The organism is Bradyrhizobium sp. AUGA SZCCT0158 (genome assembly GCF_018130065.1).
GTDB lineage: Bacteria > Pseudomonadota > Alphaproteobacteria > Rhizobiales > Xanthobacteraceae > Bradyrhizobium.
Map to the genome: position 1 here is coordinate 38814 of NZ_JAFCME010000007.1, position 25644 is coordinate 64457.

Sequence of the window (25644 nt, forward strand, 5' to 3'; positions counted from 1 at the left end):
GGGCAAGCGGTGAAGCTTGCCCCGAAACTCCGGTCTGCGACGCGCAGCCTAGGCGACGTTGATTTTCTCGAAGATGGCCTCTGCGCCGATTTCCTTGGCGTAGGTAGCCATCACGGGATCGGCGAGCTTCTTCATGGCGTCGCGCTCCTCGAACGGCACGCGCTTGAGCTTGCCCGCCTTTTCCAGCGCGTCGAGCTTGATGACTTCCTCACTCGACTCGAGCTTGCGGCCGAAGTCCCCGGCCTCCTTGCCCGCCTTCATGATGGCGTCCTGCAGATCCTTGGGCAGGGTCTTGAGCGTTTTGACCGAGAAGCAGATCGGCCGGATCGACACCGCATGCTGGGTCAGATTGAGGTGCGGGGCCACTTCGTAGAACTTCATCGCCTCGACGCCGGCGGCTTCGTTCTCGCCGGCCGAGATCACGCCATTCTGGATGGCGTTGTAGACCTCATTATAGGCGATGACCGTCGGAGACATGCCGGCGGCGGCAAACGTCTTCGACCAGATCGGCGCGCCCTGTACACGCACCTTGAGGCCCTTGATGTCGGCCAGGTTCTTGAGCGGCTTGTTAGCGAAGATGTTGCGGATGCCGCCCCCGGCGTACCCGATCAGCACCACCTCGGCCTTCGCAGCGACTTCGTCGGCGACCGGCGCCAGGATGTTCGCCTCGACGACCTTGTTCATGTGGTCGATACCCTTGAACACAAAGGGAGCATCGATGAACGGCGCCGCCTTGGCGAAGGTCGACATGTGGGCCGGAGAGACGATGCCGTAATCGACCGCCTTGCCCTGCGACATGTACTCGAAATACTGCTTCTCGAGACCGAGGGACGAGTTCTTGTGCAGCGTGAAATTGACGGGCTTGCCGTAATACTTCTTCACCAGCTCTTCGAACCGAACCAGCGCCTTGGTAAACGCGTGGTCGTCGTTGAACTGCACGGCGCCGTTCAGCGTGACCGGCGCCTGCGCTTTTAAGATGGACGGCATTCCAAAGACGGCCGCTGTCGCACCGAGCCCGGTTAATACTGTTCTGCGTTTCATGTTGTCCCTCCCTGTGCTCCGCCCTTGTACCGGGTCGTGAGCTTTGCCGACGTTGCGGCTTGCAATTTTCGAAGCGTATTCAAAAGAGCGTTGCGATGGAAGCTAATTCCAATGCGCGGATCGAACAGCACAGCGCTGCAGCTTACGCAATGATGCGGCGCACCACGCAGGCCGCCGCTCCGCCGGTCACGAACGCGAAATCGGACTAAAATCCTTGGCGGATGCCGGCTGCTTCTCCTATGCTCGCGCCGGTTTGGGGGCGCCGATCCGGGACGAGCATTGCCAAAGCGTTCACTGTCGATGCGTCTCGTCCTTCTGGTGGCGGGAACCACGCTGCCGCTGATCATTTTCGCGGCCGGCATCGTTTTCAACAATTACGTCCAGGACCGCAAGGACGCGACGCAGCGCGTGCTGGAGACCGTGCGCGGCATCCGCCTCGTGCTCGATGCCCTATACTACTCGAACTTGTTCACCGGCGTGGTCAAGAAGGGCCTGATCGTGACGGTCGAAGTGCCTGTCATTCGCGACGGCGAGGTGATCTACGACATCTCGTTCAGCCCGCCGATCGAGATTTTCCAGGACACGATCGAAAAGCAGCTTCCGGGCAAGGACTGGACGATTTCGATCTTCGACGGCGAAGGCACCAATTTCGCGCGTGTACCGAACCCGCAGAACACGGTCGGCCAGCGGGCATCGCCGTCGCTCTATGCGGAGCTGTTTCGCAAACCCGAGGGAACCTTTGCGACCGTGTCGCTCGAAGGCGCGCCGCTGACCACCGGCGTTGCGCGCTCCTCGCTCACCGGCTGGACGGTCGCCGGCGGGATTGCGGAAAGCTCGCTGGTCGCCCCGTTATGGCGCAATCTGGCGATCACCAGCGTGATCGGTGGCGTGCTGCTGCTGGTCGGCCTTGGCTTTGCAGTGCGGATGGCGACGGCGATTGCCCGCGGCGAGATGCTGCACGATCTCCTGATTGACGAGCTCAACCACCGCGTCAAGAACACGCTCGCGATCCTGCAGTCGATCGCCATGCAGACCTTTCGCAGCGCCAGCCGGACCGAGCGTGAGACATTCGAGGGCCGGCTGGGTGCGCTCGCCGAAGCGCATAATCTGCTCAGCCAGGAGAAGTGGCAGGGATCCGAACTGCACGACGTCGTCGCACGGGTTCTCAATCCCTATCTGCTCAACAATCCGGAGCGGGTGCGGATGTTCGGACCGAAGGTGCCGCTATCGCCGCGGCTCGCCGTGGTGTTGTCGATGATCGTGCACGAGATCGCGACCAATGCCGCACAATACGGTGCGCTGTCGAACGACAGTGGAACCGTTACGCTGGATTGGGAGATCATCGCACAAGGCGGTGGCCGCAAACTTCGGATGATCTGGAGCGAGTCCGGCGGACCGCACGTTTCTGCGCCGGTGCAGCGCGGTTTCGGCTCTCGCCTGATCGAACGCAGCGCGCGAGACCAGCTCGGCGGCGAAGCCACCGTCGACTTCCTGCCGCGCGGCGTCGTCTGCACGGTGACTGCGGCGCTCGATCAGGAGGCTTGAGCGGATGGCGATTTCGACCGCGACAAGCCGCGGCGCGAGTTCGAAGAGCCTAACCGGAGGATGTCGCCGCAGGCTGGAGTCGGGATGGGGTTGCCCGCAACCAAAGAGCGACAACGAGTCGCACCGGCAAAGGCGCCGTGCAGGCCGGCCGGTCGGGGAGTTTTTGCGCAGGCCTATCGGGCCGAAGGCAGCGCTTATTTGATGAGCTTCAAATAAGGCGGCAATCGCGGGCCCGGTGCGGCCTTGGTGGTATGCGCAGCCTGAGCATCCGTCACCATCAGGTCGCACAGCGCCTTGAGTTCGGAATCCGTCACCCGATGCAGTTCCATCCGAAGCTCGAGAATGGCCAGCGACAGCAATCTCGCGGCCTCCGGGCTGGCCTTATCCATCAGAAACGCCCGACATTCCTCCAGCGTTGCGAGGAGCGACAACAATCGTTCTTCTGAATGGGCCGCCGGCATTTTGTCAGTTCCCGAGCTTGCAAGATAGATTGGAGGCGGTTCGGATCGTCGCTTCATGAGCCTCTCCACGAAAAGGCACCAAAATAATTCGGCCGCTGTCACGCAATGGATCGTGTGAGAGCCTGACCTGATGATCCAGAAGTTTTACTCAATTGTCCAGCACACTATCGATTTGAAAATCGTATCGACCGTGCTGTATTTTTTCAGATATCACGGTTGAGGCATGTGCTCGATACAAGCCACGGGAAGTCCTTTCGTACACCTAAAGAGGTATTTCATCGGCCCACAACCCGCCACAAATATCCGTAGAAGTACCGGGTACACAGGCGTTACACGGTAAGTATGCTCCCAAAATCTGTGGCAAGTGAACTCGCGGTGGTTGTAGTTTGTCGAATAGTTTGCCAAATGTACGGGTGCGGGGTTTTGCTAAATTATGCCCCGGGCGCCAATGGCTGGAGGCAGCCGACGGCGCCGGTATCAGGGTGTTTCCAATGCGCAAATGCGTTTGGCTACCATCCCGCAATCACTCGATATCCCGTGGTTCTAACGACGAACTCACGACCCTGACGAACTTAACGCGGTAAATGCGGATGAACCCCTGGCTTGATCGCTCAGGGTTTCCCGATCGAAGGACGGTAAAACCAGAATGAAAACATCAGCAGCAAAGAAGATGAAGCAGCGCAGTGCCGGCAAACCCGACATTGAATTGGGCAAGCGGATTCGCCTGCGGCGTGTTGAGCAGAAGATCTCGCAAGCAGAGCTTGGCGACAAGCTCGGCGTCAGCTTCCAGCAGGTCCAGAAGTACGAGAAGGGCGTCAACCGTGTCGGCGCAGCTCGTCTTCAGCAGATCGCTACCGCGCTTGATGTGCCCGTCACCTTCTTCTACGACGGCGACGGCAAGGCGCGTGAGGTCGAGAGCCTGCTGTTCCTCGACAGCGCTTTCAGCCTGCGGTTGTTGCGAGCCTACAGCAAGATCAAGGACCAGACCGTACAACGTCAGCTGGTGTCCTTGATGGAATCGATCGCAGCGAACGAAGACTGATCGGTTGCCTGGTGCTTTCGCGCGGACCGGGGCCGGTTCGCGCGAAGAACACGCGTGAAAAGTATGCGTCAAAAAAAGTACGCGTCAAAAAAATACGCCGCGAATAACCACGGCTCCAACAATCCACGTCTTCAACAAATCCACGCCTTCGACAAATAGAGCCCGGTTGTGACTCCGTCAGAACCGAAACGGCTCTAGCTTCCGGCACCGCGCACACGATCGATCAGCCCGAGCGGATCGTCCGGCACGCGAACGCCCCGCCAGGCCACGTGCTGGTCCGGCCGCGACAACACCAGACCCGGCAGCACCAGACCGTTGCCATCACCGGTGGCAATGTCCGCTCCCTCGACATCGAGCACCGCAAGTGGCACACCCCTCACGCGAGCCGCCGCCTCGAGCGCAGCGACGTCTGCGGCTGAATCGAACCTCAACAGCGTAAACCCCTCGCCCATGGCGTCGTAAATCGAACTTCCGTCGGCGCGCCGAAAATGCGGCGTACGGCAGCCCGGGACTGTCGAGGGCGTATAGAGGCTCATCGTGTAGGCCGGAGCCGCGGCGCCGTCATAGGCGATGATCGGCGAGCGATCGTAATAGGTGCCGAAATTGAGGCCGGCGCAGGCATATTGCTGGACGTTGATCTCATAGGTGAGCCGGCCGATTTCTTCGCGCACGCGCTCGCCTTGCGGACCCGCCGCCTCGATGTCCGCTGGCACCGACCCTCGGCGGCGAATTTCGGCTTCCGCATGCGACATCGCAAACCGTGACACCTGGCTGGTGATCGGCCAGCGTTCCGCTTCATAGGCGTCGAGGATGGAGGGTGGCGCCCAGCCGTTGAGATGCGCCGCCAGCAGCCACGACAGATTCATGGCGTCCGCAATCCCTGCGTTTATGCCGTAGCCGGCGTAGGGCACCCAGATATGCGCGGCATCGCCGGCGATGAAGGCGCAGCGATCACGAAACTTGCTGGCGATCAGCCGGCGGCCGTACCAGTCTTCCTTTGAGAGGATCTCGTAGTTGAAATCACCTTCCATGCCGAGGATGGTGCGCAGACAGGCATCGCGGTCGACCTCGTCGAAACCGCCCTCGCCCGGCTTCATGTAATTATGCACCAGCCAGCGCTCGCGACCGTCGATCGCATATACCATGCCCGAGCGGCGCGGGTTGATGGCACCGGTGCCCCACGCGCGTTCGCATCGCTGACGATCGATCAGCCCGGGTGCGCGAATGTAGGTCGACTGCACGCGCTGGATCACGGCATCGCCGGACAATTCGGCGCCGATCGCCTTGCGAACAATCGAGCGCGCGCCGTCGCAACCGATCAGGTAACGGCAATTCACGGTCCTCACGGCGCCGGTGTCGAGATCACGCAAGCTCATGCGCGCGCCGGTATCTTCCACCACGACGTCCTCGACCGAGGTCCGGTTGATGATCCGGATGCGCGATTGCGCCGCCGCGTGCGCAAACAGGATCGGCTCAAGGAATATCTGGTTGATGCGGTGCGGCGGCTCCGGCGTCGGCCAGTTGCAATCGGGGCCATCCGTCGCGGTGAAGCGATCGCGCCGGCAGGGAATGTGAATCCGCGTCAGCTCCTGCCCGGTGAACGAGGTGCGGTAGCTGATGTCGTGCGGATAATCCGCCGGCAATCCGGCATTGCGGATGTTCTCGGCGAGGCCCAGCCGCCGGAAGATCTCCATGGTGCGGGCGGCGACGTGGTTGCATTTCGGTTCCGGCGGCGCTGCGGGCGCCCGCGTTTCCACCACGGTCACGTCGATGCCGCGCCAGGCCAGGTCGATCGCAAGGGTGAGCCCGACCGGTCCGGCGCCAACGATTAGGACATTGCTATCATTCATGCCGGACACTGACCGTGCGCTTGCAGAGGAGCCTTTACAGAGGACTTCTTGGCAGAGGCATTCTTGTTATTCGAGTTCGGCGCCGGAGTTCTTGACGATCACGGCCCAGCGCTCGACTTCGGTCTTGATGTAAGCTGCAAAACTGTCCGGTGTCGACGGCGGCAGCGGCTCCAGCGAAAGCTTTATCAACTTCTCCCGCGTTGGCGGGTCAGCCGTCAGCTTCGCGAGTTGCGCCGCCAATGCATCGACGATCGGGCGCGGCGTGCCCGCCGGCGCGACCACGCCCTGCCAGGCCACCAGTTCAAAGCCGGTGAGGCCCGCTTCGGCGAGGGTGGGAATATCAGGCGCAATCGAAACGCGCTTGGGCGTGGTCACGCCGAGCACCCTGACCTTGCCTTCGCGGATCTGTTGCAGCGCCGGCTGCAGGTCCACCACCATGAAGGGGATATGCCCCGCGATCACATCGAGCATCGCCGGCACACTGCCGCGATATGGCACGTGGCGGACATCGATTCCGGCTGCCGACTTCAGCATTTCGGCGCCGAGATGTTGCGGACTTCCATTGCCGGCCGAGCCATAGCTGAGGCCGGGCTTTGATTTGGCGTAGGCGATGAACTCCGGTAGCGTCTTGGCCGGGATCGTCGGGTTGACGATCAGGGCAAAGGGCACGCCGGCCAAAAGGCCGATCGGCTCAAAGTCCTTTGTGGGGTCGTAGGGTAATTTCCTGTACAGCGTCTTGTTGATGGCGAGCGTGGTCGAGGTCGCCATCAGCAGCGTGTAGCCGTCGGGCTCCGACTTTGCGACCAGGTCTGCGCCCAGCGTGGTACCGGCCCCCGGCTTGTTCTCGACAATGACGGTTGCATCCAGGCCGCTCCTGAACTGGTCGGTGACCAGCCGGCCAAGCAAGTCGGTGGTGCCGCCCGGCGGATACGGCACGATCATCCTGATCGTCCGGTTGGGATAGGTCGCCTGAGCCTGCGCTGGCGAAACGGCCAGCCAGGCCAGCCCACCGCCGCATCCCGCAATCGCTTCCCGGCGCGTCAGCGGCATGCATTCCTCCCGAGAGAATGACGCTTCTTGCTTCTTGTCTGTTGCGAACCACCATAGCACGCCACAGCGAAAACGCATGGCAGGATTGGGCGTGCTTCCAGACCTTGCCCGGGATCGCCGAACCGTGGCACGACAGCCGAAAGCCTCCTGAACACGGACCGGAGTCCGAGCGATGCTAGATGTTCCCAACAACTCTGAAAAATCCTACGCCGACCGCAAGATCCTGCAGCGCGTCAGCGACGGCGTCGGGATTATCACCTTCAACAATCCCGAGAAGCGCAACGCGATGTCGCTCGAGATGTGGGAAGGGCTCGGCAGCGCGCTGATCGAATTGCGCGACAATCCCGACATCCGCGTCGTGATCATGGCCGGCGCCGGCGACAAGGCGTTCGTCTCGGGCGCCGACATCAGCCAGTTCGAAAAGACCCGCCACAACGCCGAAGCCTCCGAAGAGTACTCAAAACGCAGCGCCGCACAGCGCGCGCTGTTGGCGGACTATCCGAAGCCGACGATCGCCTGCATCCGGGGCTTCTGCCTCGGCGGCGGCATGCAGGTCGCGATGCTGGCCGACATCCGGCTTGCGGCCGACAACAGCCAGTTCGGCATTCCCGCCGCCAAGCTCGGCATCGCCTATGGCTATGACGGCCTCAAGCACCTGGTCTCGCTGGTCGGCCCGTCCTGGGCGCGGCTCATCATGTACACGGGCATGCGGATCGACTCCACCGAAGCATTGCGGATCGGGCTCGTCGACCGCGTCTTGCCCGGGCCTGATTTGTGGGACGCGACCATGGAGATCGCACGCACGATTTCCGGCAACGCACCGCTCGCGATCAAGGCCGCCAAGATCACCATCGCCGAGGTGCTGAAAGACGAAAGCCGTCGCGACATGGACGCGATCAAGCAGATCGGCACCGCCTGCATGGACTCGGAGGATTTTCGCGAGGGCCGCACTGCGTTCATGGAAAAGCGCAAGCCGAAGTTCAAGGGACGATGAGTCTTCGTAGGGCGGATTAGCGTCAGCTAATCCGCCATCTTGCTTGCTTCGGTGGGTTATACTTCGCTAATTAGCGTTACCGTAATCCGCCGTTCTGTCGACGGCGGATTACGCCTTCGGCTCAATCCGCCCTACAAAAATCACAACGCCGCCAGCACCGCCTTCGTAATATCCGCGGTGCCGTTGCCGCCGCCGAACTCCATCGGTTTGATTCCATTCGCATAGGCCTTGTCGACCGCGCGCTCGATGCGCTCGCCGGCTTCGGCGGCGGTCTCCAGCCCGTGCTTTTCGGCGAGCCAGTCCAGCATCATCGCCGCCGAAAGGATCATGGCCGTTGGATTGGCCTTGCCCTGCCCCATGATATCGGGCGCCGTGCCATGGCAGGGCTGGAACACCGCGTGGCGGTCGCCGATATCCGCCGACGGCGCCATGCCGAGACCGCCGATCAGGCCGGCGGCGAGGTCGGAAAGAATATCGCCGAACATGTTCTCCGTCACCATGACGTCGAAATCCCAGGGGCGCTTCACCATCATGAGCGAGCAGGCATCGACGTAAACCCGCTCGGCCCTGACATCAGGGTGGCGCTGCGCGGCCTCGTCGAACATCCCGCGGAAGAACGCGAACGCCCTGAACACATTTGCCTTGTCGACACAGGTTAGCCCGCCATTCGTGCGCCCGCGCGCCTTGCGGCGTTCGGCGAGGCGGAATGAAAACTCGAACAGCCGTTCCGAGGTCTTGCGGGTGATGACGAGTGTCTCGCGCGCCTCGGTATCGGTCACGACGCCCTTGCCCATCGACGCGAACAGGCCTTCGGTGGATTCCCGGATCAGAACCAGATCGATGCCCTTCTGATCGGCGCCGACGATCGGGCTCGGCACGCCCGGAATCAGCCGCGCCGGGCGCACGCCGGCATAGAGATCGAAATGCATGCGCAGTTCGATCTGCGGCGCGATCTCGGTATTGTCTGGGTAGCGTACCGACGGCAGACCGCAGGCGCCGAGCAGGATGGCGTCGGCTTCTTCGCACAGCCGCACCGTGCTGTCCGGCATCGATTTTCCTGTCGCCAGATAATTATTGGCGCCCGCCGGCGCGTCGGTGAAGCGAAATTTCAGATCCGTTGTCGCCTCGATCTTTCGCAAGACTTCGAGCGCCGGGGCCATCACTTCGGGGCCGATGCCATCGCCGCCGAGTACGGCGATGTGGAGTGCGTTATTGGCGGACATGGATTTCCTTCACGACGGATTGATAATGAGTTCGTCATGGCCGGGCAAAGCCGTCTGAAAGGACGGCGTCGCTTCCGCTCGCCTTTCCCGGCCATCCACGTCTTCATCGCTGTTTCGAGAAGCAAGACGTGGATGCCCGGCACAAGGCCGGGCATGACGGAAAAATACTCTACGGCGTCAGCACCGCGCGGCCGACCAGCTTGCCCTTCTGCAAATCGGTCAGCGCCTCGTTGGCCTTGGCGAGCGGCATTGTCGTAACCGGGATCGGCGCGATTTTTTTGCTGCGGACCAGATCGAGCAACTCCTGGGTTTCTCGCAAATTGCCGACATAGCTGCCCTGGATCGTGATGGCCTTGATCGGAATCAGCGGCAGCGCGAAGGTCGCCCCGCCGCCGAACAGGCCGACGATCACGAGCTTGCCGCCCTTGGTCAGGCAGTCGAAACCGAGCTGCGTGGTCTGGGCATTGCCGACGAGGTCGATCACCGCGCGGATCGGACCGCCGGCTTTTTTCTGCAGCTGCTCCAGTGCATCCGCGGCCTTGCCGTCGACGGTCGCAAGCGCGCCTGCCGCCTCGGCGGCTTCGCGTTTGCGCGCGTCGATATCAACCATGATCGCGCCCTTGCCGCCCATCGCCTTCAGAAGCGACAGCGCCATCAGGCCGAGGCCGCCTGCGCCGAAGATCACGATCGGCGTATGCAGGACGTTCTCGACTTTTTTCAGCGCGCTGTAGGTGGTGACACCCGAGCACGCATAAGGCGCCGCCGTGACGGGATCGAGCCCGTTCAGGTTCAACAGATATTTCGGGTGCGGCACGGTCATGTGATCGGCGTAGCCGCCGTCGCAATAGACGCCGAGCGAGTTCGGCTTGACGACGCACATGTTCTCGTCACCGCCGACACAGGTCTCGCATTTGCCGCAACCGAGCCAGGGATAGACCAGCGTGACGTCGCCGACCTTAAGGCCACCGCTCGCGGCCTTGGCGTCGGGACCGAAAGCCAGGATCTCGCCAACGGTCTCGTGGCCCATCGTGCGGGGCAGCGAAACGCCGCGGTCTTTCAGCGACAGCGGCTTGCGCCCGTGACCGAGATCGTAGCCGCCCTCCCAGATGTGGAGATCGCTGTGGCACACGCCGGCCGCCTTCACTTTGATCAACACCTGCGAGCCCGTGGGCTCCGGCGTCGGATGATCGACCTCTTTCAAGGGGGCGTTGAACTCGGCGACCTGGAAACTCTTCATCGGTTCTCTCCCGTCATTCTTGTTCTTGAATGGGTAATTTCGGCCCGACATTGCCACGTCTGTCCAGACGAGACAAACGCACTCGATCCTTCGATATTCAGATCAGCGGATGATGGCAAGCCACGAACTGTCCGGACGCCACGGCGCGAAGTTCCGGCATCTCGTCGCTGCACCGCTGGTCCGCGCGGGGACAGCGGGTCCGAAAACGGCAGCCGGATGGCGGCGAAATCGGCGAAGGCGGCTCGCCGACCGGCACGGTCTCGGCGGGACGCACGTCGGGATCGGGCATCGGAATCGCCTCGATCAGCAGTGCGGTATAGGGGTGCGCCGGCCTTGCGAACAACTGCTCGGACGGACCGACCTCGCACAACCGACCGAGATACATCACCGCGACGCGGTCGCTCACCGCCTTCACGACGGCGAGATCATGCGCGATGAACAGCAGCGTCAAGCCATAGCGCGACTTCATCTCTTCCAGCAGGTTGAGGATCTGCGCTCGGATCGAGACGTCGAGCGCGGAGACCGGCTCGTCGCAAACGATGAATTCCGGATTGAGCACCAGCGCGCGCGCAATGCAGATGCGCTGGCATTGCCCGCCGGAGAATTCATGCGGCAGCCGTCCGACCACCAGCGCCGGATCAAGCCCAACGGCGCTGAGCGCTTCGTCGACGAGCTTTTGGCGTTTGGCCGAATCCTTGACGCCCGAGATGATCAGCGGCTCGGCGATGATGTCGCCGATCCGTCGCCGCGGGTTCAGCGACGCGATCGGGTCCTGGAAGATCAGCTGCACGCGCCGGCGCATCAGGCGCAGCGTGTCGCCGTGCATCGCCGTGAGGTCCTGGCCGTCGAACAGCACCCGGCCCGATACCGGCCGGCGCAGCTGCAGCACCGCGCGGCCGAGCGTCGACTTGCCGCAACCGGATTCGCCGACCAGCCCGAGCGTTTCGCCGCGGGCGATCTGCAGGGAAACGCCGGATACCGCGTGCACGATCTTGTTGCCGACCGGATACTCAACGACGAGATTATCGACGTCGAGCAGCGGGTCGTTTGAAACGGCGGGTGAGGCTTGCTGCGTCATGCGCCGGCACCCGCACCGGTGCCGATCGGACGGAAGCAGGCAAACTGGTGAGCAGGCGAGTTCGATTCCTCGAGCCGCGGCTTCTCGACATGGCATTGGGCCCACGCATAGCGGCAGCGCGGCGAGAACGAACAGCCTTTCAGCGGCCGTGTCGGATCGGGTGGACGGCCCGAGATCGCCGGCAGCGGCGTATGTGGCGCGGCGTCGATCTTTGGAAGCGCGGCAAGCAGCGCCTCGGTATAGGGCATCCGCATTTTCTTGAACAAGGCCGGCGTCGGCGCACGCTCCACCACGCGGCCGGCATACATGACCGCGACCTCGTCGGTGCGGCCGGCGACGACGCCGAGGTCATGGGTGATCAGGATCATCGCCATATGCCGGCGGCGCTGCTCGCGTGCCAGCAAATCGAGGATCTGGGCCTGGATCGTGACATCGAGCGCGGTGGTCGGCTCGTCCGCGATCAGCAGCTTCGGCTCGCAGGACAGTGCGATCGCGATCGCCACACGTTGCCGCATGCCGCCCGACAGCTGATGCGGATATTGCATCAGGCGCTGCTCGGGCGCGGGAATGCCGACCGCTGCGAGCAGCTCGACGCTGCGCCTGGTCGCGGCGGCCATATCGAGTTCGAGGTGTTCCTGCAGGGTCTCAATCAACTGGGTGCCGATGGTCAGCACCGGATTGAGCGAGGTCATCGGATCCTGGAACACCACCGCCAGCGAACGGCCGCGCAGCTTGCGCAGTTTCTCCGGCGACAGCTGCAGCAGATCCTGCCCGTCGAACATCACGCGGCCGGAGAGTTTTGCTCTTTTCGGCAGCAATTGCAGGATCGCGCGCGACAGCATGGTCTTGCCGCAACCGGACTCGCCGACCACGCCGAGCGTCCGACCGGCGCCGATGGTGAGGTCGACACGGTCCACCGCGCGCAGATTGCCGCGCGGCGTCGGCAAATCGACGATGACATCCTCGACGGAAAGCAGGGTACCCTCTGTCACAGCGCGCCCTGACGGGGATCGGTGAGCGCCCGGAGCGTGTCGCCGACCAGGTTAAAGGACAAGACGGTCAGGAACATCGCGATGGCCGGAATGAAAGCCAGCCGGGGCGCCATCTCGAGACTTTCGCGCCCCTCCCCGATCATGCTGCCCCAGCTCGATATCGGCGGCGGCACGCCGAGGCCCAGGAACGACAATGAACCTTCGGCCACGATGGTGATGGCGACGGCGAGCAGGAAGAACGCAAACAACGGCAGCATCACGTTGGGCAGCAACTCGCGCAGCAGGATGCGCGTATGCGTCGCGCCAAGCGCCTGCGCCGCGATCACGAATTCGCGGCGCGCCAGTGTCAGCGTTGCCGCCCGCGCCACCCGCATGAAGGCGGGAACGCCGAGCAGGCCGAGAATAAAGGTCAAGTGCAGGATCGACTGGCCGAGATAGGCGGTCACGGCCAGCGCCAGAATCAGCGGCGGAAACGCCAGCAGCACATCCATGCTGCCGACCACCACCGATTCGAATCGGCCGCGGAAATAGCCCGCCAGGATGCCGAGTGCGCCGCCGAAGGTGAGCCCGATGATCGGCGCACACAGCCCCACAATCAGCGATATCCGCGCGCCGTAGATCACCCGGGCTAGTTCGTCGCGGCCGAGGCCGTCGGTGCCAAGCCAGTGCTCTGCTGAGAACGGTGCGCGCTTTTCCAGCATGTCCATGTCGGTCGGGCTCGGCAGCGGCAGCACGTCGGCGAAGATCGCCACCGCAAACACGAAAATCATCCAGACGATCGCCATCCAGAACAGCGGTCCGAGCCGGCGGCCGCGCCGCACCGGGGCTTCGGCAACTGACGCGTCGATGCCGAGTTCAAGCGTGGCCATGGCGGATCCTCGGATCGAGCATGGCGTAGAGCATATCGACGATGAAGTTGATCAGCACGAATCCGGCTCCGACCAGCAGCACCACGCCCTGCAGAATGATGAGGTCGCGCGTGGTAATGGCGCCGACCAGGAGCCGGCCGATTCCCGGCAGCGCAAAAACCGTCTCGACGATGACGGCGCCGCCGATCAATCGCCCGATATTGATTCCGGTGATCGTGACCAGCGTCAGCGACGAAGGCTTCAGCGCGTGCACGAACAGGATGCGCGATGCCTTCAGGCCTTTGGCCTTGGCCAGCGCGATATAATCTTCCTGCAGCGTCGCGATCATGTCGGAGCGAAGCACGCGCATGATGCCGGGCCATTCGGCGAGCGCCAACGTCAACGCCGGCAGCACCATGAACCGCAGGTTTTTGGCCGGATCTTCGCCGAACGGCACGTAGCCCGTCGCCGGCAGCCAGCGCAACTCCACCGCAAACAGATAGATCAGCAGGATCGCCGACAGAAAAGTCGGCACCGACAGCATGCCGAAAGCGGTGCCGGTCATGAAGCGATCGAACGGTCCGCCGCTGCGCGCAGCACAAATGATCGCCAGGGGAACGCCGATTGCGAGCGCGATGACCTGGGCCAGGACCATGAGTTCCAGCGAGATCGGAAGCCGCTCGGTAACCGCCTGCAATACGGTTTGGCCGGTACGGAACGATCGGCCCAGATCGCCCTGGAGGATGTTACCGAGCCAGCCGAAGTAACGGACCCAGATCGGCTGGTCCAATCCCATTTCCTGACGAAGGGCCGCAACCTTTTCCGGCGTCGCCTGATCGCCGAGGATCGTGTAGGCGAGATCGCCCGGCAGCAGCGACGCGATCAGAAACGTCAGCAGCGATACCGCGATCAGCACCGGCACGAGATACAGGAGCCTTCGCGCGACGAAACCGAGCATGCGCTGTTATTCCAGCCAGACGCGGGATACGTCGACGATTCCGCTGTACATCTTCGGCAAGCCTTTAACCTTCGCGCTCGACATTGCGTAATAGGTGTTCTGGAAGGTCCAGTACCAGATCGCTTCCTTGTTGATGAGCCGGCTGATGGCGCAGTAATCCTCGGCGCGCTTGGCCTGGTCGGCGGTGACCCGCGCGCGGTCGAGCAGTTGATCTAGTTCCGGGTTCGAATAGTTAGCCAGCGCAACCGGGCTGCCGGTGCGGAAATTGGCATACATCTGGACGTCGGGATCGGCCAGATCGACGATCCGCCATGGCGTGACCTGGAACTGGCGCATGAAGGCACGTGGCGGGATCGTGGCCTGGTCGACCTGCTCGATTTCCATGTTGGCGCCGACCCGTTTCCAGAACTGTTGCAGCACCTGGCCGGTGGCGCGCCCGCGCGGCGTCGCCGTGACGAGCATCTTGAACTCGACCGGCTTGCCGTATTCCTTGATCAGCGCCTTCGCCTTCTCGGCGTCTTCAGGAAGCGCACCATCGTCCTTGCATTTGACCCAGGAGCCGTCGCCATAGGGGTTGGTGGCTGGCCGGGCCAGGCCATTGGTAAGCGCCTGCGACATCTTCTTGCGATCGAGCGCCATCACCAGCGCCTGGCGCACGCGAACGTCGTCGAACGGCGCGACCTTGGTGTTGAAGGCGGCAACCGCCGCGCCGGAGCCGGCATAGGTATGCACCGTCAGCTTCGGATCCTTCTGCGCCTTCTGGATATTGTCGGCGTCGGCCTCATCGTCCCAGATGACATCGGCTTCGCCGGATTGCAGGCTGGCGAAACGCGACTGCGCGTCCGGCAGCGGCTTCAGGACGATGCGATCGAGATAAACGCGGTCCTTGTCCCAGTAGTCCGGGTTCTTCTCAAGCACCAAGCGGTCGCCCGCGGTCCAGGATTTCAATATGAACGGTCCGGTGCCGACCGGATTGCGGTTGTAGTCGTCTCCCTTGGCTTTCCACGCCGTCGGTGAATGCACGGAATTGTTCCCGCTTGCGAAGCTCACCAGCGACGGCAAGTTCACCGACGGATCCTTCAGATTGTAGACCAGTGTCAGTTCATCGGTCGCCTCCACGGAATTGACGAACGAAATGTAAAACGCGCAGCGGCACTTGTTGGCCGGATCTTTCTGCCGGTCGAAATTCTCCTTGAAGGCTTTCGCATTGAACGGTGTGCCGTCGTGGAACTTGACTCCGGGCCGCAGCTTGAAGGTCCAGGTCTTGAAATCCTCCGAGGACGACCAGGACAGCGCGAGCTTCGGTTGAACGACGCCCTTGTCATCGAGATAGGTGAGGGTGTCGAAGATCGCCGCAGCCGCCGTCAAGGCGGCCGTATCGTACACGCCGACCTTCAGGGGGTCGAAGCCTGCAATATCGAGTTCGAGCCCCATCGTGATGCTGCCGCCCTTCTTCTGGGCGTTGGCGGGAACGGCACAGAGCGAGACCGCAAATCCCGCCACAAGAAATAATCGCGCGAGTGCGCTCGACCGGACCGCAGCTGTCATGGATGCTCCCTCTCAAAGTGTCGTCCGTCCGGTGTTCCGGATCGTCGATGGCTGACGGTAAGATTGTCTGGAATCGCAGTCCCGGGCAAGGCCGTTCGCGAGGCGGGATGAAAAGCCGCAGGCTTCAGCCTCGTCGCCGCAGCGCGGTTTCCCTTAGCCGTGCGCCGCCTTCGGCGGTTTGCCGGCAAAGGCCGCGATCTCGTCTTCCGACAGGCCGGTCTCTTTCAGATAGGCACGCGTATGCTCGCCAAGCGTCGACATGCGTTTCGCGGCCGCGACCCTGGCGCCCGACATGCGGAACGGCAAATTGAGCACCTTGAAGCTGCCGCCGCCATCCTGCACCTCGGCCAACGCGCCGCGATGGGCGATCTGCGGATCTTTCAGCGCCTCGGCCACCGTGCGATAGGCCGATGAAGGCACGCCGTGCTCGTTGAGTGCGACGAGACATTGCGCTGTCGTCACCGCGCGCGACCACGCCTCGACGCCGGTCATCAGGCTGCCCCAGTTTTCACGGCGATCGGAATATTTCGCAAAGCGCGGATCGTTGACCCATTCGGGATGACCGATCACCTTCATCAGGCTCTGGAAGGTTTTTTCGCTGGCGATCGCGACCATGACATAGCCGTCCGAGGTTTCGATCGGCCCGAACATCGGCCGCTGCGTCGCCTTGACCTCGAATTGCGACCACTGCAATTCGTTCAATGTCAGGCTCAGCATCGATTCCAGCATCGATACGTCGATGTGCTGGCCCTTTTCGCTGTGGGCGCGCTGATACAGCGCCGCCGAGATCGCGCCGAACGCGTAGACGCCGGTGAGAACGTCGGCATGATAGATGCCGCAATAGTCCGGCCGGGTGCGCCCGGGCTGATAGGCCAGATGGGCCATTTCATACCCCGAGGCTGCATGGATCACCGGCGCATAGGCCGGCAGTTCCGCCGACGGCCCGGTCTGGCCGTAGCCGGAGATCGAGCAGTAGACCAGTTTCGGATTGAGCGCGTGCAATGAAGCGTAGTCGAGCTTCAATCGCCGCATCACGCCGGGGCGGAAATTCTCGACCAGCACGTCCGCTTTCGCCATCAGGCGGCGCACGGCTTCCACGCCCGCCGGCGACTTCAAATCGAGCACGAGGCTGTTCTTGCCGACATTGAGCTGCCCGAACGCTGTGCTGCAATGGTTCCGGACCGGTGGGCGGGTCCGCATCGTCTCGCCTTCGACGGTTTCGATCTTGATGATCTCGGCGCCCATATCGGCTAGCATGCGCGTGCAATGAGGTCCGGCAATCGTGGTCGAAAAATCGATGACGCGCAGGCCAGCGAAGCTTCCCGTCAAATTCCCCTCATCGTTACCGACTATCGTCATTCCGTAAGCTCCCTTGACGCTTCCTTGGCCCTTCGGCTCTTTGGTTTCTGGCACTGGCGTGACCCTAGTTTGTGCGATCCCGGCAGGGAAGCGTTCTGACGGAACGACTTATCCGCGGCCGCATTATCCTTCATCAGTTCGAATTGGACCCTTTCTTGCATAAGTCATAGTTCAGGTTGGTACGAGGGCGTTCCTTGAAGGTCTTATTCGTAACCACGGAAATGGATGACTTCGTCCGGGTTGGCGGTCTCGCCGCCGTTTCCGCCGCCCTGCCCCGGGCGCTGCGCCCGTGGAGCGACGTCCGGATCATGCTGCCCGGCTACCGGGACATCCTCGAACAGTTCACTCACATTGAAATCGTTGGGCAATGCGCGCCTTTGGCGGAGATGCCGGCCTGCTCGCTCGGCCGGGCGTCGACACGGGACGGCCTGCCGGTTTATGTATTGTTGTGCCCACAACTCTACGACCGGCCGGGTAACCCCTACGGCGACGAATCCGGGCGCGACTGGCCGGATAATGACATCCGTTTCGCGCGATTTGCATCTGCTGCGGCCGAACTCGCCGCAGGCAGTCTGGACAGGAATTGGGCAGCGGATCTGGTCCACGCCAATGACTGGCAGGCCGCACTCGCGCCGGCCTACCTCGCCTGGAAAGGCATCAAGGTCCCCTCGATCCTGACCATTCACAACCTGGCCTATCAGGGGCTGTTTCCGCGGGAGTCGTTGCGGCGGATCGGCGCGCCCGAAGCCTCCTTCCACATCGACGGTCTCGAATTCTACGATCAGATGTCGTTCTTGAAGGGCGGCATCGTTTACGCCTCGCATCTGACCACGGTCAGCGCGACCTACGCCAGAGAGATTACGACGCGCGAGCTTGGCTGCGGGCTCGAGGGCCTGCTGCGGCAACGCTCGGATGCTTCGGAGTTGACCGGTATCCTGAACGGCATCGACGAAAGCTGGGATCCGCGCGCCTGCGCGCAGCTGGCGCAGCAGTTCGGCGCAGGCGATTGGCAAGGCAAGCAAGCCAACGCCGACTACGTCCGCAAGCAGTTTGGTCTTGCGGTGTCGCGCGGTCCGATCTTCGGTCTGGTCGCCCGCCTCGTGCATCAGAAGGGCATCGACCTCGTTCTGTCCGCCGCCGACGCGATCGTCGAGGCCGGCGGACAAATCGTCGTCACCGGCAGCGGCGAGCCGTATATCGAGCAGGCGCTGGTCGATGCGCATCGCCGCAGGCCGGACGCGATCGGGGTCGTCATCGGTTTCAACGATGGACAGGCGCGACGAATTTTCGCCGGCAGCGATTTCACGCTGATGCCTTCGCGGTTCGAACCGTGCGGACTGAGCCAGATGTATGCCCAGCGGTTCGGATCGCTGCCGATCGGTCATCAGACCGGTGGGCTGGCGGAGACCATCAAGGACGGCGAGACCGGCTTCCTGTTCTCGCAGCCTTCGGCGGAGTCCTTCCTCGGCGGCGTGCGCCGCGCGTTCGATGCCTTCATGGCGAAAGACCGCCTCGACCTGATGCGCCGCAGCGCCATGGCGCGGTCCTTCAGCTGGGATCTTTCGGCCTCGCTCTATAACGCGCTGTACCGGAAGACGGTGGGCTCGCACGTCAGTGTGTGACCGCGATTGCGGGCAGCGCCGCTGACCAAACGCCTCAGCCGACGACCGAATGTTGGCTCCGGAGGCCCCCTCCAATACTCCTCCGCGCAAAGCCACGCCGGCTCTCGGAGCCGGCGCGGCGACGCTGTCGCACCAGATGCTCACCCGGTTCAAACCTATTTTTAGCGGCGCGCTCGAACCGGCTTCCATCTGACGCCGTCGAAGTGTTGTGCGAACCCATTCCGGTTTCGCCAAACCGAGAAATGGAGAGTTTTAGATGTCGATGAAATCGAAGTTATCTTTGGCTGCCATGGCCGGCCTCGTCGCAATGAGCGCCCTGGCAACCACCAGCGCCAGCGCTTTTTCTTCGCTGCGGATGTGTGACGAAACCTCGCCGAGGCTGGGTTGTGGAAGTGGCTGGTTCTACCAGGAGGAGGCCCGCTCCAAGCGTCTGCCAACGCCCCCGCGTCATCAGGCCTTCGGTAGCCGCGATGACGCCATGCTGAATGCAGGCGGTGGCGGCGGTGGTGGCGGCGGCGGTGGTGGTGGCGGCCGATAAGCTGCACTGACCCCTATTACGAGTAAGAGGCCGCCGGGGTGACCCGGCGGCGCTTCGTGCTTCAACGCCTGGATGAAGACTGCTGATCTGGACGACGGCGGACCGCTCAGGTCACCGCTGTCCGCTTCGGCTCGACAATCTCGAACATGCGCGGGAATTCGTCCATCAGCATCATCAGTTCACCGAGCCGCATCGGATTGCCGCTGACCTTGATCGCGCCGCTGCCGACCGCGTCCGGAAACGTCGTCAGCTTGACGATCACTTCGTCGAGCACGCTGCGCGCCAGCGTGAACGTCGCATCGGCATCCGACGCCTGTGCGCCCGCCACGTAAGTCAGCGCGCTGTTCTCCAGATTGAGCACGAAGGTTTCGTTGGTGTCCGTAAATTGCCAATTCAGCACGATACGCTTGCCTTCGGCCTTGGGGCCGTTGAGGCGCACGCCAAGCACGTCCCATAGCTGCTCGGTGCGCAGCGCGGCCAGCGTTTCGCGCGGCATCGCCGCGCGTGCCGGCACCTTCGGCATGCCTAGCCGCAATTCCTGCGCGCCGAACAAATAGGCGTTGCGCCAGGTCGAGCTTTCCGAGGCATAGCCAAGTTGCTCGAACGTATCGGCCAGCATCGCGCGCGCGGCCTGATTGTCGGGATCGGCGAACACCAGATGGCTGACGGCCTGCGCCACGAAGCGGAACTCGCCTTTAGCGAAATCTTTAGCGGCCCGCGCCAGAATCGCGTCCGCGCCGCCCATATACTCGACATATTTCCTGCCGGATTCGACCGGCGGCAGCGGATCGAGATTGACCGGATTGGCGTCGTACCAGCCAAGATATTTCTGGTAGATCGCCTTCACATTGTGCCTGATATGGCCGTAATAACCGCGCCCGTGCCAGGCGCCGTCGAGGCTCGCCGGCAATTTGATCGTCTCGGCGATTTCGGCCGCGGTGAGGCCATGGTTCATCAGGCGAATGGTCTGGTCATGCGCGAATTTATAGAGATCGCGCTGCTGGCGGATCATGGTGTCGATCCGCTCATGGCCCCACACCGGCCAATGGTGCTGGCCGCACATTGCATCGGCCTTGCCGCCCCACATTTGCAGCGCCTCGCCGAGATATTTCGACCAGGCCAGCGCGTCGCGGACGTCGGCGCCGCGGAACGGCAGCAGATTGTGGAAATTATGCGTACAGTTCTCCGCGAGATTCAACAGCTTGTAGCGCGGGATGAAGAAATGCATCTCGGCCGGCGCTTCCGAGTTCGGCGCCATCTGGAATTCGAACTCGAGCCCGTCGATGGCGCGCCTGTCGCCGGTTGCGATGATGAGGTCGGTCGGGCGCAGCAGCGCAACCGATCCCGCCGCCATCGACTTGCCGAGACCGCAATCGACCTGCCCGTGCACGCCCTTGGCCAGCAGCGGCCCGAACTGATATTGCGCCCGGCGCAGCATCGCGGGCCCGGCGATGATGTTTTCGGAGACCGCGTGCTCCATGAAGAAATTCGGCGCTAATATCGGCACCCGGCCGCTCGCAAGCGTCTCGTCGTCCAGCACGCCGCGCGCACCGCCCCAATGATCGGTATGGGTGTGGGTGAAGATCACGGCTGCGACCGGGCGCTTGCCCCGGTGCTGGAAGTACAATTCCATCGCGGCGCGGGCGCCCTCGATCGAGGTCAGCGTGTCCACCACGATCACACCGCTGTCGCCCTCGATCAGCGTCATGTTGGCGATATCGAGCCCGCGCACCTGATAGACGCCTGATACCACCTCGAACAGGCCGTGATGCATGTTGAGGCGCGACTGCCGCCACAGGCTCGGATCCACGGTCGCGGGCGCTTCCTCGGCCGAAAGGAAGCCATAGGGCTCGAGGCTCCAGACCACCCTGCCCTGCGGCGACGTCACCTTCGCGTTTTCGATCGTGCCGAGGAATCCCCGCGCCGCGTCGTCGAAATCGCGCGTGTCCGAAAACGGCAGCGCCTTGAGCGTCGCCGCGTGCTGCGCAATGACCGGCGCGGAAGCCTGCTTGGGAGTTTCGCTCGGTGCTTCCGCACTTGTTGTTTGGGTCATACTGGTTCACTCCCTCGCGTCGTAAAAAGAATCCGGGAACTGCTTCATCGGAACTCCAACCCTTCGAAATCACCGCTGCTGCGCCACGTGTCGATATATTTGAAATAGGCCAGCGGGCCTGCGGGATGGCCGACATTCAGCTTGGCCGCCGGACCGGGTTCGCGCCCCTCATTGTTGTAATAGCCGGGGGTGCAGTCCGGTGCGCCGATCATCCGCCCGGCGCCGGTCAACAGCAGCTCGACCCATTTGTCCTCGGCTTCCCTGGTAACTTCGATCTGCCTGAAGCCGTTCTGCTGCGCGTGTGTGACCATGACCGCGATGGTCTTTGCGGCTTCGGTCAGGTTGTGCGGCACGTTGGAGATCAGGTTGGCGCCCTGCGTCGGCTGCACGAAGAAGGCGTTCGGAAAACCGTGGACGTGGATCCCGTGCTTGGATCGCATCCCCTCGGCCCAATGCTCCGACAGCTTGACGTCGCCCCGGCCCGCCATGTCGAAGCCGGACCGCCGCTTGTATTCGGTCCCGACCTCGAAGCCCGAGGCGTAAATAATGCAGTCGAGCTGGTATTCCCTGCCCGCGACGACCACGCCTTTCTCAGTAATCTTCTCGACGCCTTTGCCGTCGGTATCGACCAGGTGCGTGCCCGGCGTGTTGAACGCCTGCAGATAGGAATCGTGGAAGCATGGCCGCTTGCAGAGCTGGCGGTACCAGGCCTTGAGCTTTGCCGCGGTCTCGCGGTCATCAACGATGGTGTCGATCCGCGATCGGATCTCCTCCATCTTTTCGAAGTCGGAATCCTCAAACGCCGCCAGCATGTTTTTGGGGATGCGCTGCTCGCGCGGCAGCTGCATGATCTTCGCCCGGATCCGCCGCGACAGATCGGTCCAGCCGTCCTGAACCAGATCTTCCTCGGCATTGCCGCCGGCCTGGTTCGCCGTAAAGTTCTCGAGCCAGCGCTGCTGCCATCCGGGCGTGGCGATCCCCGAGAACCACTCCGGGTCGATCGGCGCGTTGGCGCGGACGTCGACGGAGGACGGCGTGCGCTGGAAAACGTAGAGTTCCCTGGCCGCGCGCGCGAGATGCGGCACGCACTGCACGGAGGTGGCGCCGGTTCCGATGATGCCGACGCGCTTGTCGGCGAGCTTGTCCATGGGCGCGCCCGAGGGATCGCCGCCGGTGTAATCGTAATCCCAGCGGCTGGTGTGGAACGAATGCCCCTTGAAGGCCTCGATGCCCGCAATGCCCGGGAGTTTCGGCACGTGCAGCGGGCCCGTGCCCATGCCGACGAACTGCGCCGTGAAGGCATCACCCCGGTTGGTGGTGACGATCCAGCGCGAATGCGCTTCATCCCATGTCAGATCGGTGACCTCTGTATGGAACAACGCGTTGTCGTAGAGGCCGTATTGCTTTCCGATGCGCCGGCAATGCGCGAGAATTTCCGGCGCGTGCGCGTATTTCTCCGACGGCATGTGCCCGGTTTCTTCGAGCAGGGGCATATAAACCATCGAGGCCGTATCGCATTGCGCGCCGGGATAGCGGTTCCAGTACCAGGTGCCGCCGAAATCGCCGCCCTTCTCGATGATGCGAACGTCTTTAACTCCGGCTTCCGTCAGCCGCGCGGCGGTGGCAAGGCCCGCAAAGCCGCCGCCGATGAAGGCGAAGGTGACGTGGTCGGTCCTGGGATCGCGCGGGGTGACGGGCGTATAGGGATCGTCCAGATAATGCGCGAGCTGTCCCTTGACCTCGATGTACTGGTCGTTGCCGTCGGCGCGGAGCCGCTTGTTGCGCTCCTCCATATACTTCGCCCGCAGTTGCTCCTTGTCGAAAGCGCGGCTGCGCTGGTTTTGCGGTTCGTCCGTGACCGTCATCCGAAATTGCCTCTGATCTGCTGCCGATATACCCCGTAGCCGACACGCAGTAAGCGTCCGCACGGCGAAAAGATCAACCAGGCGATCACCAAGCCGTCAGTGCTGCGCCCAGAGATAGGCTGCAGTCGCCGCGAAGCCGAGCGCGGTTCTCACGGTATGCAGCCCTCCCCAATGCACGATCAGGCGGCGCGATTCCGGACCGGCATCCGCGTTGGCGATAGCGTTAAGCCTGCGGTTGGTCGGCATGATGCCGAACATGGTGTAGGGCCAGTTGGCCAGTATGAGAATGGCGCCGACGGTCCAGCGCCAATCGCCGGTCTGCCACGCCGCGGTCAATCCCAAAATTCCCGATATCACCGCGCAGCTCGCCTGCATCGCAAAGCCGCGCGCATAGCTGGGTTTCCATTGCGTCAGCAGACTCCTGTCATCGAGCAGCAGACGCGCTGGCTGTTCGGCGAAATTGATGAAGAAGGCCGCGCCGGCGAAGGCGGCGGCGACGACGGTGGCCAGTTGTCCGATCAGCATCATGACGCACCCCCATATTGACAATATATTGTCATTTCGTATACTCATTGCCAATGAGAAGCAAGCCACATACGCCAGCCGGACAGGCCCTGACCGGGCTGATCCTTGCCATATTCCGGCTCAACGGCCGGCTGCTGCTGGCCGGCGACCGGTTGGTCGCCGGCCTCGAGCTCACCAGCGCGCGCTGGCAGGTGCTGGGCGCCATTGCGCTGGCGGAGCGGCCGCAGCCTGTGGCGTGGCTGGCGCGCAACATGGGACTCAACCGTCAGGGCGTTCAGCGCATCGTCAACGAAATGCGGGATGAAGGCCTGCTCGAGCTGCAGCCCAACCCGCATCACCGGCGGGCGCATCTGGTCGTGCTGACCAATCGGGGGAAGGAAGCGTTTGAGGCTGCGACAAAACTTCAGGTGCCGTGGGTGAACGCGCTCGCCGACGGCGTCCGCCTGAAGGATCTTGCGACCACGCAGAAGGTGGTTGCGGAGTTGTGCGAGCGGCTGGAGGCAGGGCTGAATGATGACGCTAGTGAGCGCGGTTGAATTCTCGGCCGCGATCTCCGTCATGCCCGGGCTTGTCCCGGGCATCCACGTCTTTTCTGCACTAAAGGAAGCAAGGCGTCGATGGCCGGGTCATCTGGTGCGAAGATGCGCTTCGCGCTTTTGCCCGGCCATGACGAGGGAGAGATATCACTCCGGAATGACGCTGCGCGTCACTTCTTCACCTTGCTCGCATCCATCTTGATGCTCGTGTCGAGCATCTTAGTCGAAAACGCGGTGCCGACCTCGAACGGCTTTTCCATGCCGAGATAAGTCTGCACCAGTTCATAGTCCTTCTTCATCCGCTCGGCGTCGATCCAGCCCAGCGCCTTGGTGGTGGTGAAATCGTCCGTCATCAGGAACTTGATGCGCTCCCACTGGCGCTCCTGGTTCTCCTTGTCGAGCCCTGAGGCGGCCTCGAGCAGCGCCTTCAGGCAGGGCGCGACGTCGGCGACGCAGGCGGCGAACGCCCTCTGGCTGACCTTGACGAACGCGTCGGCGATCTTTGGATTCTTTTCCAGGTAGGCGCCGTTGACGATCAGCGAGTTGCCGTACGGGTTGAGCCCGATATCCTTCCAATTGACGTAGCCGAGGTCGGCACCGAACTCGATCACCTTGAGATCGTGTTCGTTGTAAAAATCGCTGATGATATCGACCGTATGGCTCTTCAGCGCCGCGATCTTGGCGGTCGGCCCGACATTGACGAAACTGACCGCGTCGGGCGCGATACCGGCGGCCTTGGCGAACGCCGGCCACATCACCCGCGAAGCGTCGCCGGGTGGATTGCCGATCTTGTGGCCCGGAAAGTCCTTGGCGCTGTTCACGCCATAGCTCTTCAGCCAATAGAACGTCTGCCCGGTGTTGGCGTAGATGCTCATCAGCGCCACGACGTCGGCGCCCTTGCTCTTCGCCACCAGCATGGTCGCGAGATCGGCGATGCCGAACGGTGAACCGCCGGAGCCGACCTTCAGCGACGAGACGCCGGAACCCTTGCCGGTCTCGATTGTGAGATCGATGCCGGCTTTCTCGTACCAGCCCTGCGCCTTGGCGTAATAGAACGGCGAATGATCCGCGGTCGGCGCCCAGTTCAGGATCAGGTTGACGGCCTCGCCGGCATGAGAGGGAGCCGCCTGGACCGCAAGCGCAAGCGCCAGTGACGCAATCCTCAAACCCTTCATGGCATCTCTCCTGGTTTGCAAACCGGTCATCGATGTCGATCGCAAGGCCGGCCTTGTCGTTGCACGCCCGTGACGCTACCAATGCAACAAGGACGAGACGAATT

The 25644-nt window shown here is 62.7% G+C and carries 22 protein-coding genes; 6 read left to right on the top strand and 16 right to left on the bottom strand.

Translation table 11 applies throughout. The features are described from left to right. Positions 1 to 48: 48 nt before the first annotated feature. Positions 49 to 1041, bottom strand: a complete 993-nt coding sequence (locus tag JQ574_RS11890; RefSeq protein ID WP_212208454.1) for a TRAP transporter substrate-binding protein — start codon at positions 1039 to 1041, stop codon at positions 49 to 51. 300 nt (positions 1042 to 1341) lie between these two features. Between JQ574_RS11890 and JQ574_RS11895 the strand changes: the two genes are divergently transcribed. Next, positions 1342 to 2586, top strand: coding sequence for a sensor histidine kinase (locus JQ574_RS11895; RefSeq protein WP_249119280.1), 1245 nt, complete (start codon positions 1342 to 1344; stop codon positions 2584 to 2586). A 194-nt stretch (positions 2587 to 2780) separates the two neighbouring features. On the opposite strand, the gene JQ574_RS11900 is transcribed toward JQ574_RS11895, so the two are convergent. Further along, complete coding sequence (locus tag JQ574_RS11900; RefSeq protein WP_212208456.1) at positions 2781 to 3047, bottom strand: hypothetical protein; 267 nt, start codon at positions 3045 to 3047, stop codon at positions 2781 to 2783. Positions 3048 to 3693: 646 nt separating this feature from the next. On the opposite strand from JQ574_RS11900, the gene JQ574_RS11905 reads away from it, so the two are divergent. Further along, positions 3694 to 4089: a helix-turn-helix domain-containing protein gene (locus JQ574_RS11905; protein WP_192734827.1), complete on the top strand. Its 396-nt coding sequence runs from the start codon at positions 3694 to 3696 to the stop codon at positions 4087 to 4089. Positions 4090 to 4283: 194 nt separating this feature from the next. Here the strand turns inward: JQ574_RS11905 and JQ574_RS11910 are convergent, their stop codons facing one another. Then, complete coding sequence (locus tag JQ574_RS11910; protein WP_212208457.1) at positions 4284 to 5939, bottom strand: FAD-dependent oxidoreductase; 1656 nt, start codon at positions 5937 to 5939, stop codon at positions 4284 to 4286. A gap of 66 nt (positions 5940 to 6005) precedes the next feature. Further along, a complete protein-coding gene (locus tag JQ574_RS11915) occupies positions 6006 to 6989 on the bottom strand; it encodes a tripartite tricarboxylate transporter substrate binding protein (RefSeq protein ID WP_212208458.1) in 984 nt (327 codons plus the stop codon). Positions 6990 to 7161: 172 nt separating this feature from the next. Between JQ574_RS11915 and JQ574_RS11920 the strand changes: the two genes are divergently transcribed. Continuing rightward, entirely contained in the window at positions 7162 to 7983 is an 822-nt protein-coding gene (locus JQ574_RS11920; protein ID WP_212208459.1) for an enoyl-CoA hydratase, read from the top strand. A 140-nt stretch (positions 7984 to 8123) separates the two neighbouring features. Here the strand turns inward: JQ574_RS11920 and JQ574_RS11925 are convergent, their stop codons facing one another. From JQ574_RS11925 to JQ574_RS11960, 8 genes are all read right to left on the bottom strand, one after another. Beyond that, entirely contained in the window at positions 8124 to 9206 is a 1083-nt protein-coding gene (locus tag JQ574_RS11925) for an isocitrate/isopropylmalate dehydrogenase family protein (protein WP_212208460.1), read from the bottom strand. Between the two features lie 169 nt (positions 9207 to 9375). Next, positions 9376 to 10443, bottom strand: a complete 1068-nt coding sequence (locus tag JQ574_RS11930) for an alcohol dehydrogenase (protein WP_212208461.1) — start codon at positions 10441 to 10443, stop codon at positions 9376 to 9378. A gap of 97 nt (positions 10444 to 10540) precedes the next feature. Beyond that, positions 10541 to 11521 (bottom strand): ABC transporter ATP-binding protein, encoded by a 981-nt coding sequence (locus JQ574_RS11935; RefSeq protein ID WP_212208462.1) that lies wholly within the window; start codon positions 11519 to 11521, stop codon positions 10541 to 10543. Continuing rightward, positions 11518 to 12513 carry an ABC transporter ATP-binding protein gene (locus JQ574_RS11940; RefSeq protein ID WP_212208463.1) on the bottom strand — a complete coding sequence of 332 codons (996 nt, stop codon included), beginning with the start codon at positions 12511 to 12513 and terminating at the stop codon, positions 11518 to 11520. Before JQ574_RS11940 ends, JQ574_RS11935 begins: the two co-directional genes overlap by 4 nt. Beyond that, positions 12510 to 13382 carry an ABC transporter permease gene (locus JQ574_RS11945; RefSeq protein ID WP_212208464.1) on the bottom strand — a complete coding sequence of 291 codons (873 nt, stop codon included), beginning with the start codon at positions 13380 to 13382 and terminating at the stop codon, positions 12510 to 12512. Before JQ574_RS11945 ends, JQ574_RS11940 begins: the two co-directional genes overlap by 4 nt. Beyond that, positions 13369 to 14319 (bottom strand): ABC transporter permease, encoded by a 951-nt coding sequence (locus JQ574_RS11950; RefSeq protein WP_212208466.1) that lies wholly within the window; start codon positions 14317 to 14319, stop codon positions 13369 to 13371. Before JQ574_RS11950 ends, JQ574_RS11945 begins: the two co-directional genes overlap by 14 nt. A 6-nt stretch (positions 14320 to 14325) precedes the next feature. Then, a complete protein-coding gene (locus JQ574_RS11955; RefSeq protein ID WP_212208467.1) occupies positions 14326 to 15867 on the bottom strand; it encodes an ABC transporter substrate-binding protein in 1542 nt (513 codons plus the stop codon). Between the two features lie 153 nt (positions 15868 to 16020). Further along, positions 16021 to 17226, bottom strand: coding sequence for a CaiB/BaiF CoA-transferase family protein (locus JQ574_RS11960; protein ID WP_212383548.1), 1206 nt, complete (start codon positions 17224 to 17226; stop codon positions 16021 to 16023). A 194-nt stretch (positions 17227 to 17420) separates the two neighbouring features. Here JQ574_RS11960 and glgA point away from each other — a divergent pair, with 194 nt between their 5' ends. Further along, on the top strand, positions 17421 to 18848 hold the full coding sequence (gene glgA / locus JQ574_RS11965; RefSeq protein WP_212208469.1) for a glycogen synthase GlgA: 1428 nt from the start codon (positions 17421 to 17423) through the stop codon (positions 18846 to 18848). Between the two features lie 256 nt (positions 18849 to 19104). Continuing rightward, positions 19105 to 19386: a hypothetical protein gene (locus tag JQ574_RS11970; RefSeq protein ID WP_249119281.1), complete on the top strand. Its 282-nt coding sequence runs from the start codon at positions 19105 to 19107 to the stop codon at positions 19384 to 19386. Between the two features lie 106 nt (positions 19387 to 19492). Here JQ574_RS11970 and JQ574_RS11975 read toward each other — a convergent pair whose 3' ends face one another. The 3 genes from JQ574_RS11975 to JQ574_RS11985 all read right to left on the bottom strand — a co-directional run bounded on the left by JQ574_RS11975 (position 19493) and on the right by JQ574_RS11985 (position 23829). Then, the gene (locus JQ574_RS11975) at positions 19493 to 21439 is read right to left on the bottom strand and encodes an alkyl/aryl-sulfatase (protein WP_212208470.1); all 1947 of its coding nucleotides are present in this window, start codon (positions 21437 to 21439) and stop codon (positions 19493 to 19495) included. Positions 21440 to 21483: 44 nt separating this feature from the next. Continuing rightward, entirely contained in the window at positions 21484 to 23304 is a 1821-nt protein-coding gene (locus JQ574_RS11980; RefSeq protein WP_212208471.1) for an NAD(P)/FAD-dependent oxidoreductase, read from the bottom strand. A gap of 96 nt (positions 23305 to 23400) precedes the next feature. Next, positions 23401 to 23829, bottom strand: a complete 429-nt coding sequence (locus JQ574_RS11985; RefSeq protein ID WP_212208594.1) for a DUF1772 domain-containing protein — start codon at positions 23827 to 23829, stop codon at positions 23401 to 23403. A gap of 53 nt (positions 23830 to 23882) precedes the next feature. Here JQ574_RS11985 and JQ574_RS11990 point away from each other — a divergent pair, with 53 nt between their 5' ends. Continuing rightward, a complete protein-coding gene (locus JQ574_RS11990; RefSeq protein WP_212208472.1) occupies positions 23883 to 24365 on the top strand; it encodes a MarR family winged helix-turn-helix transcriptional regulator in 483 nt (160 codons plus the stop codon). A 170-nt stretch (positions 24366 to 24535) separates the two neighbouring features. On the opposite strand, the gene JQ574_RS11995 is transcribed toward JQ574_RS11990, so the two are convergent. Then, positions 24536 to 25540, bottom strand: a complete 1005-nt coding sequence (locus JQ574_RS11995) for an ABC transporter substrate-binding protein (RefSeq protein ID WP_212208473.1) — start codon at positions 25538 to 25540, stop codon at positions 24536 to 24538. Positions 25541 to 25644 lie beyond the last annotated feature (104 nt).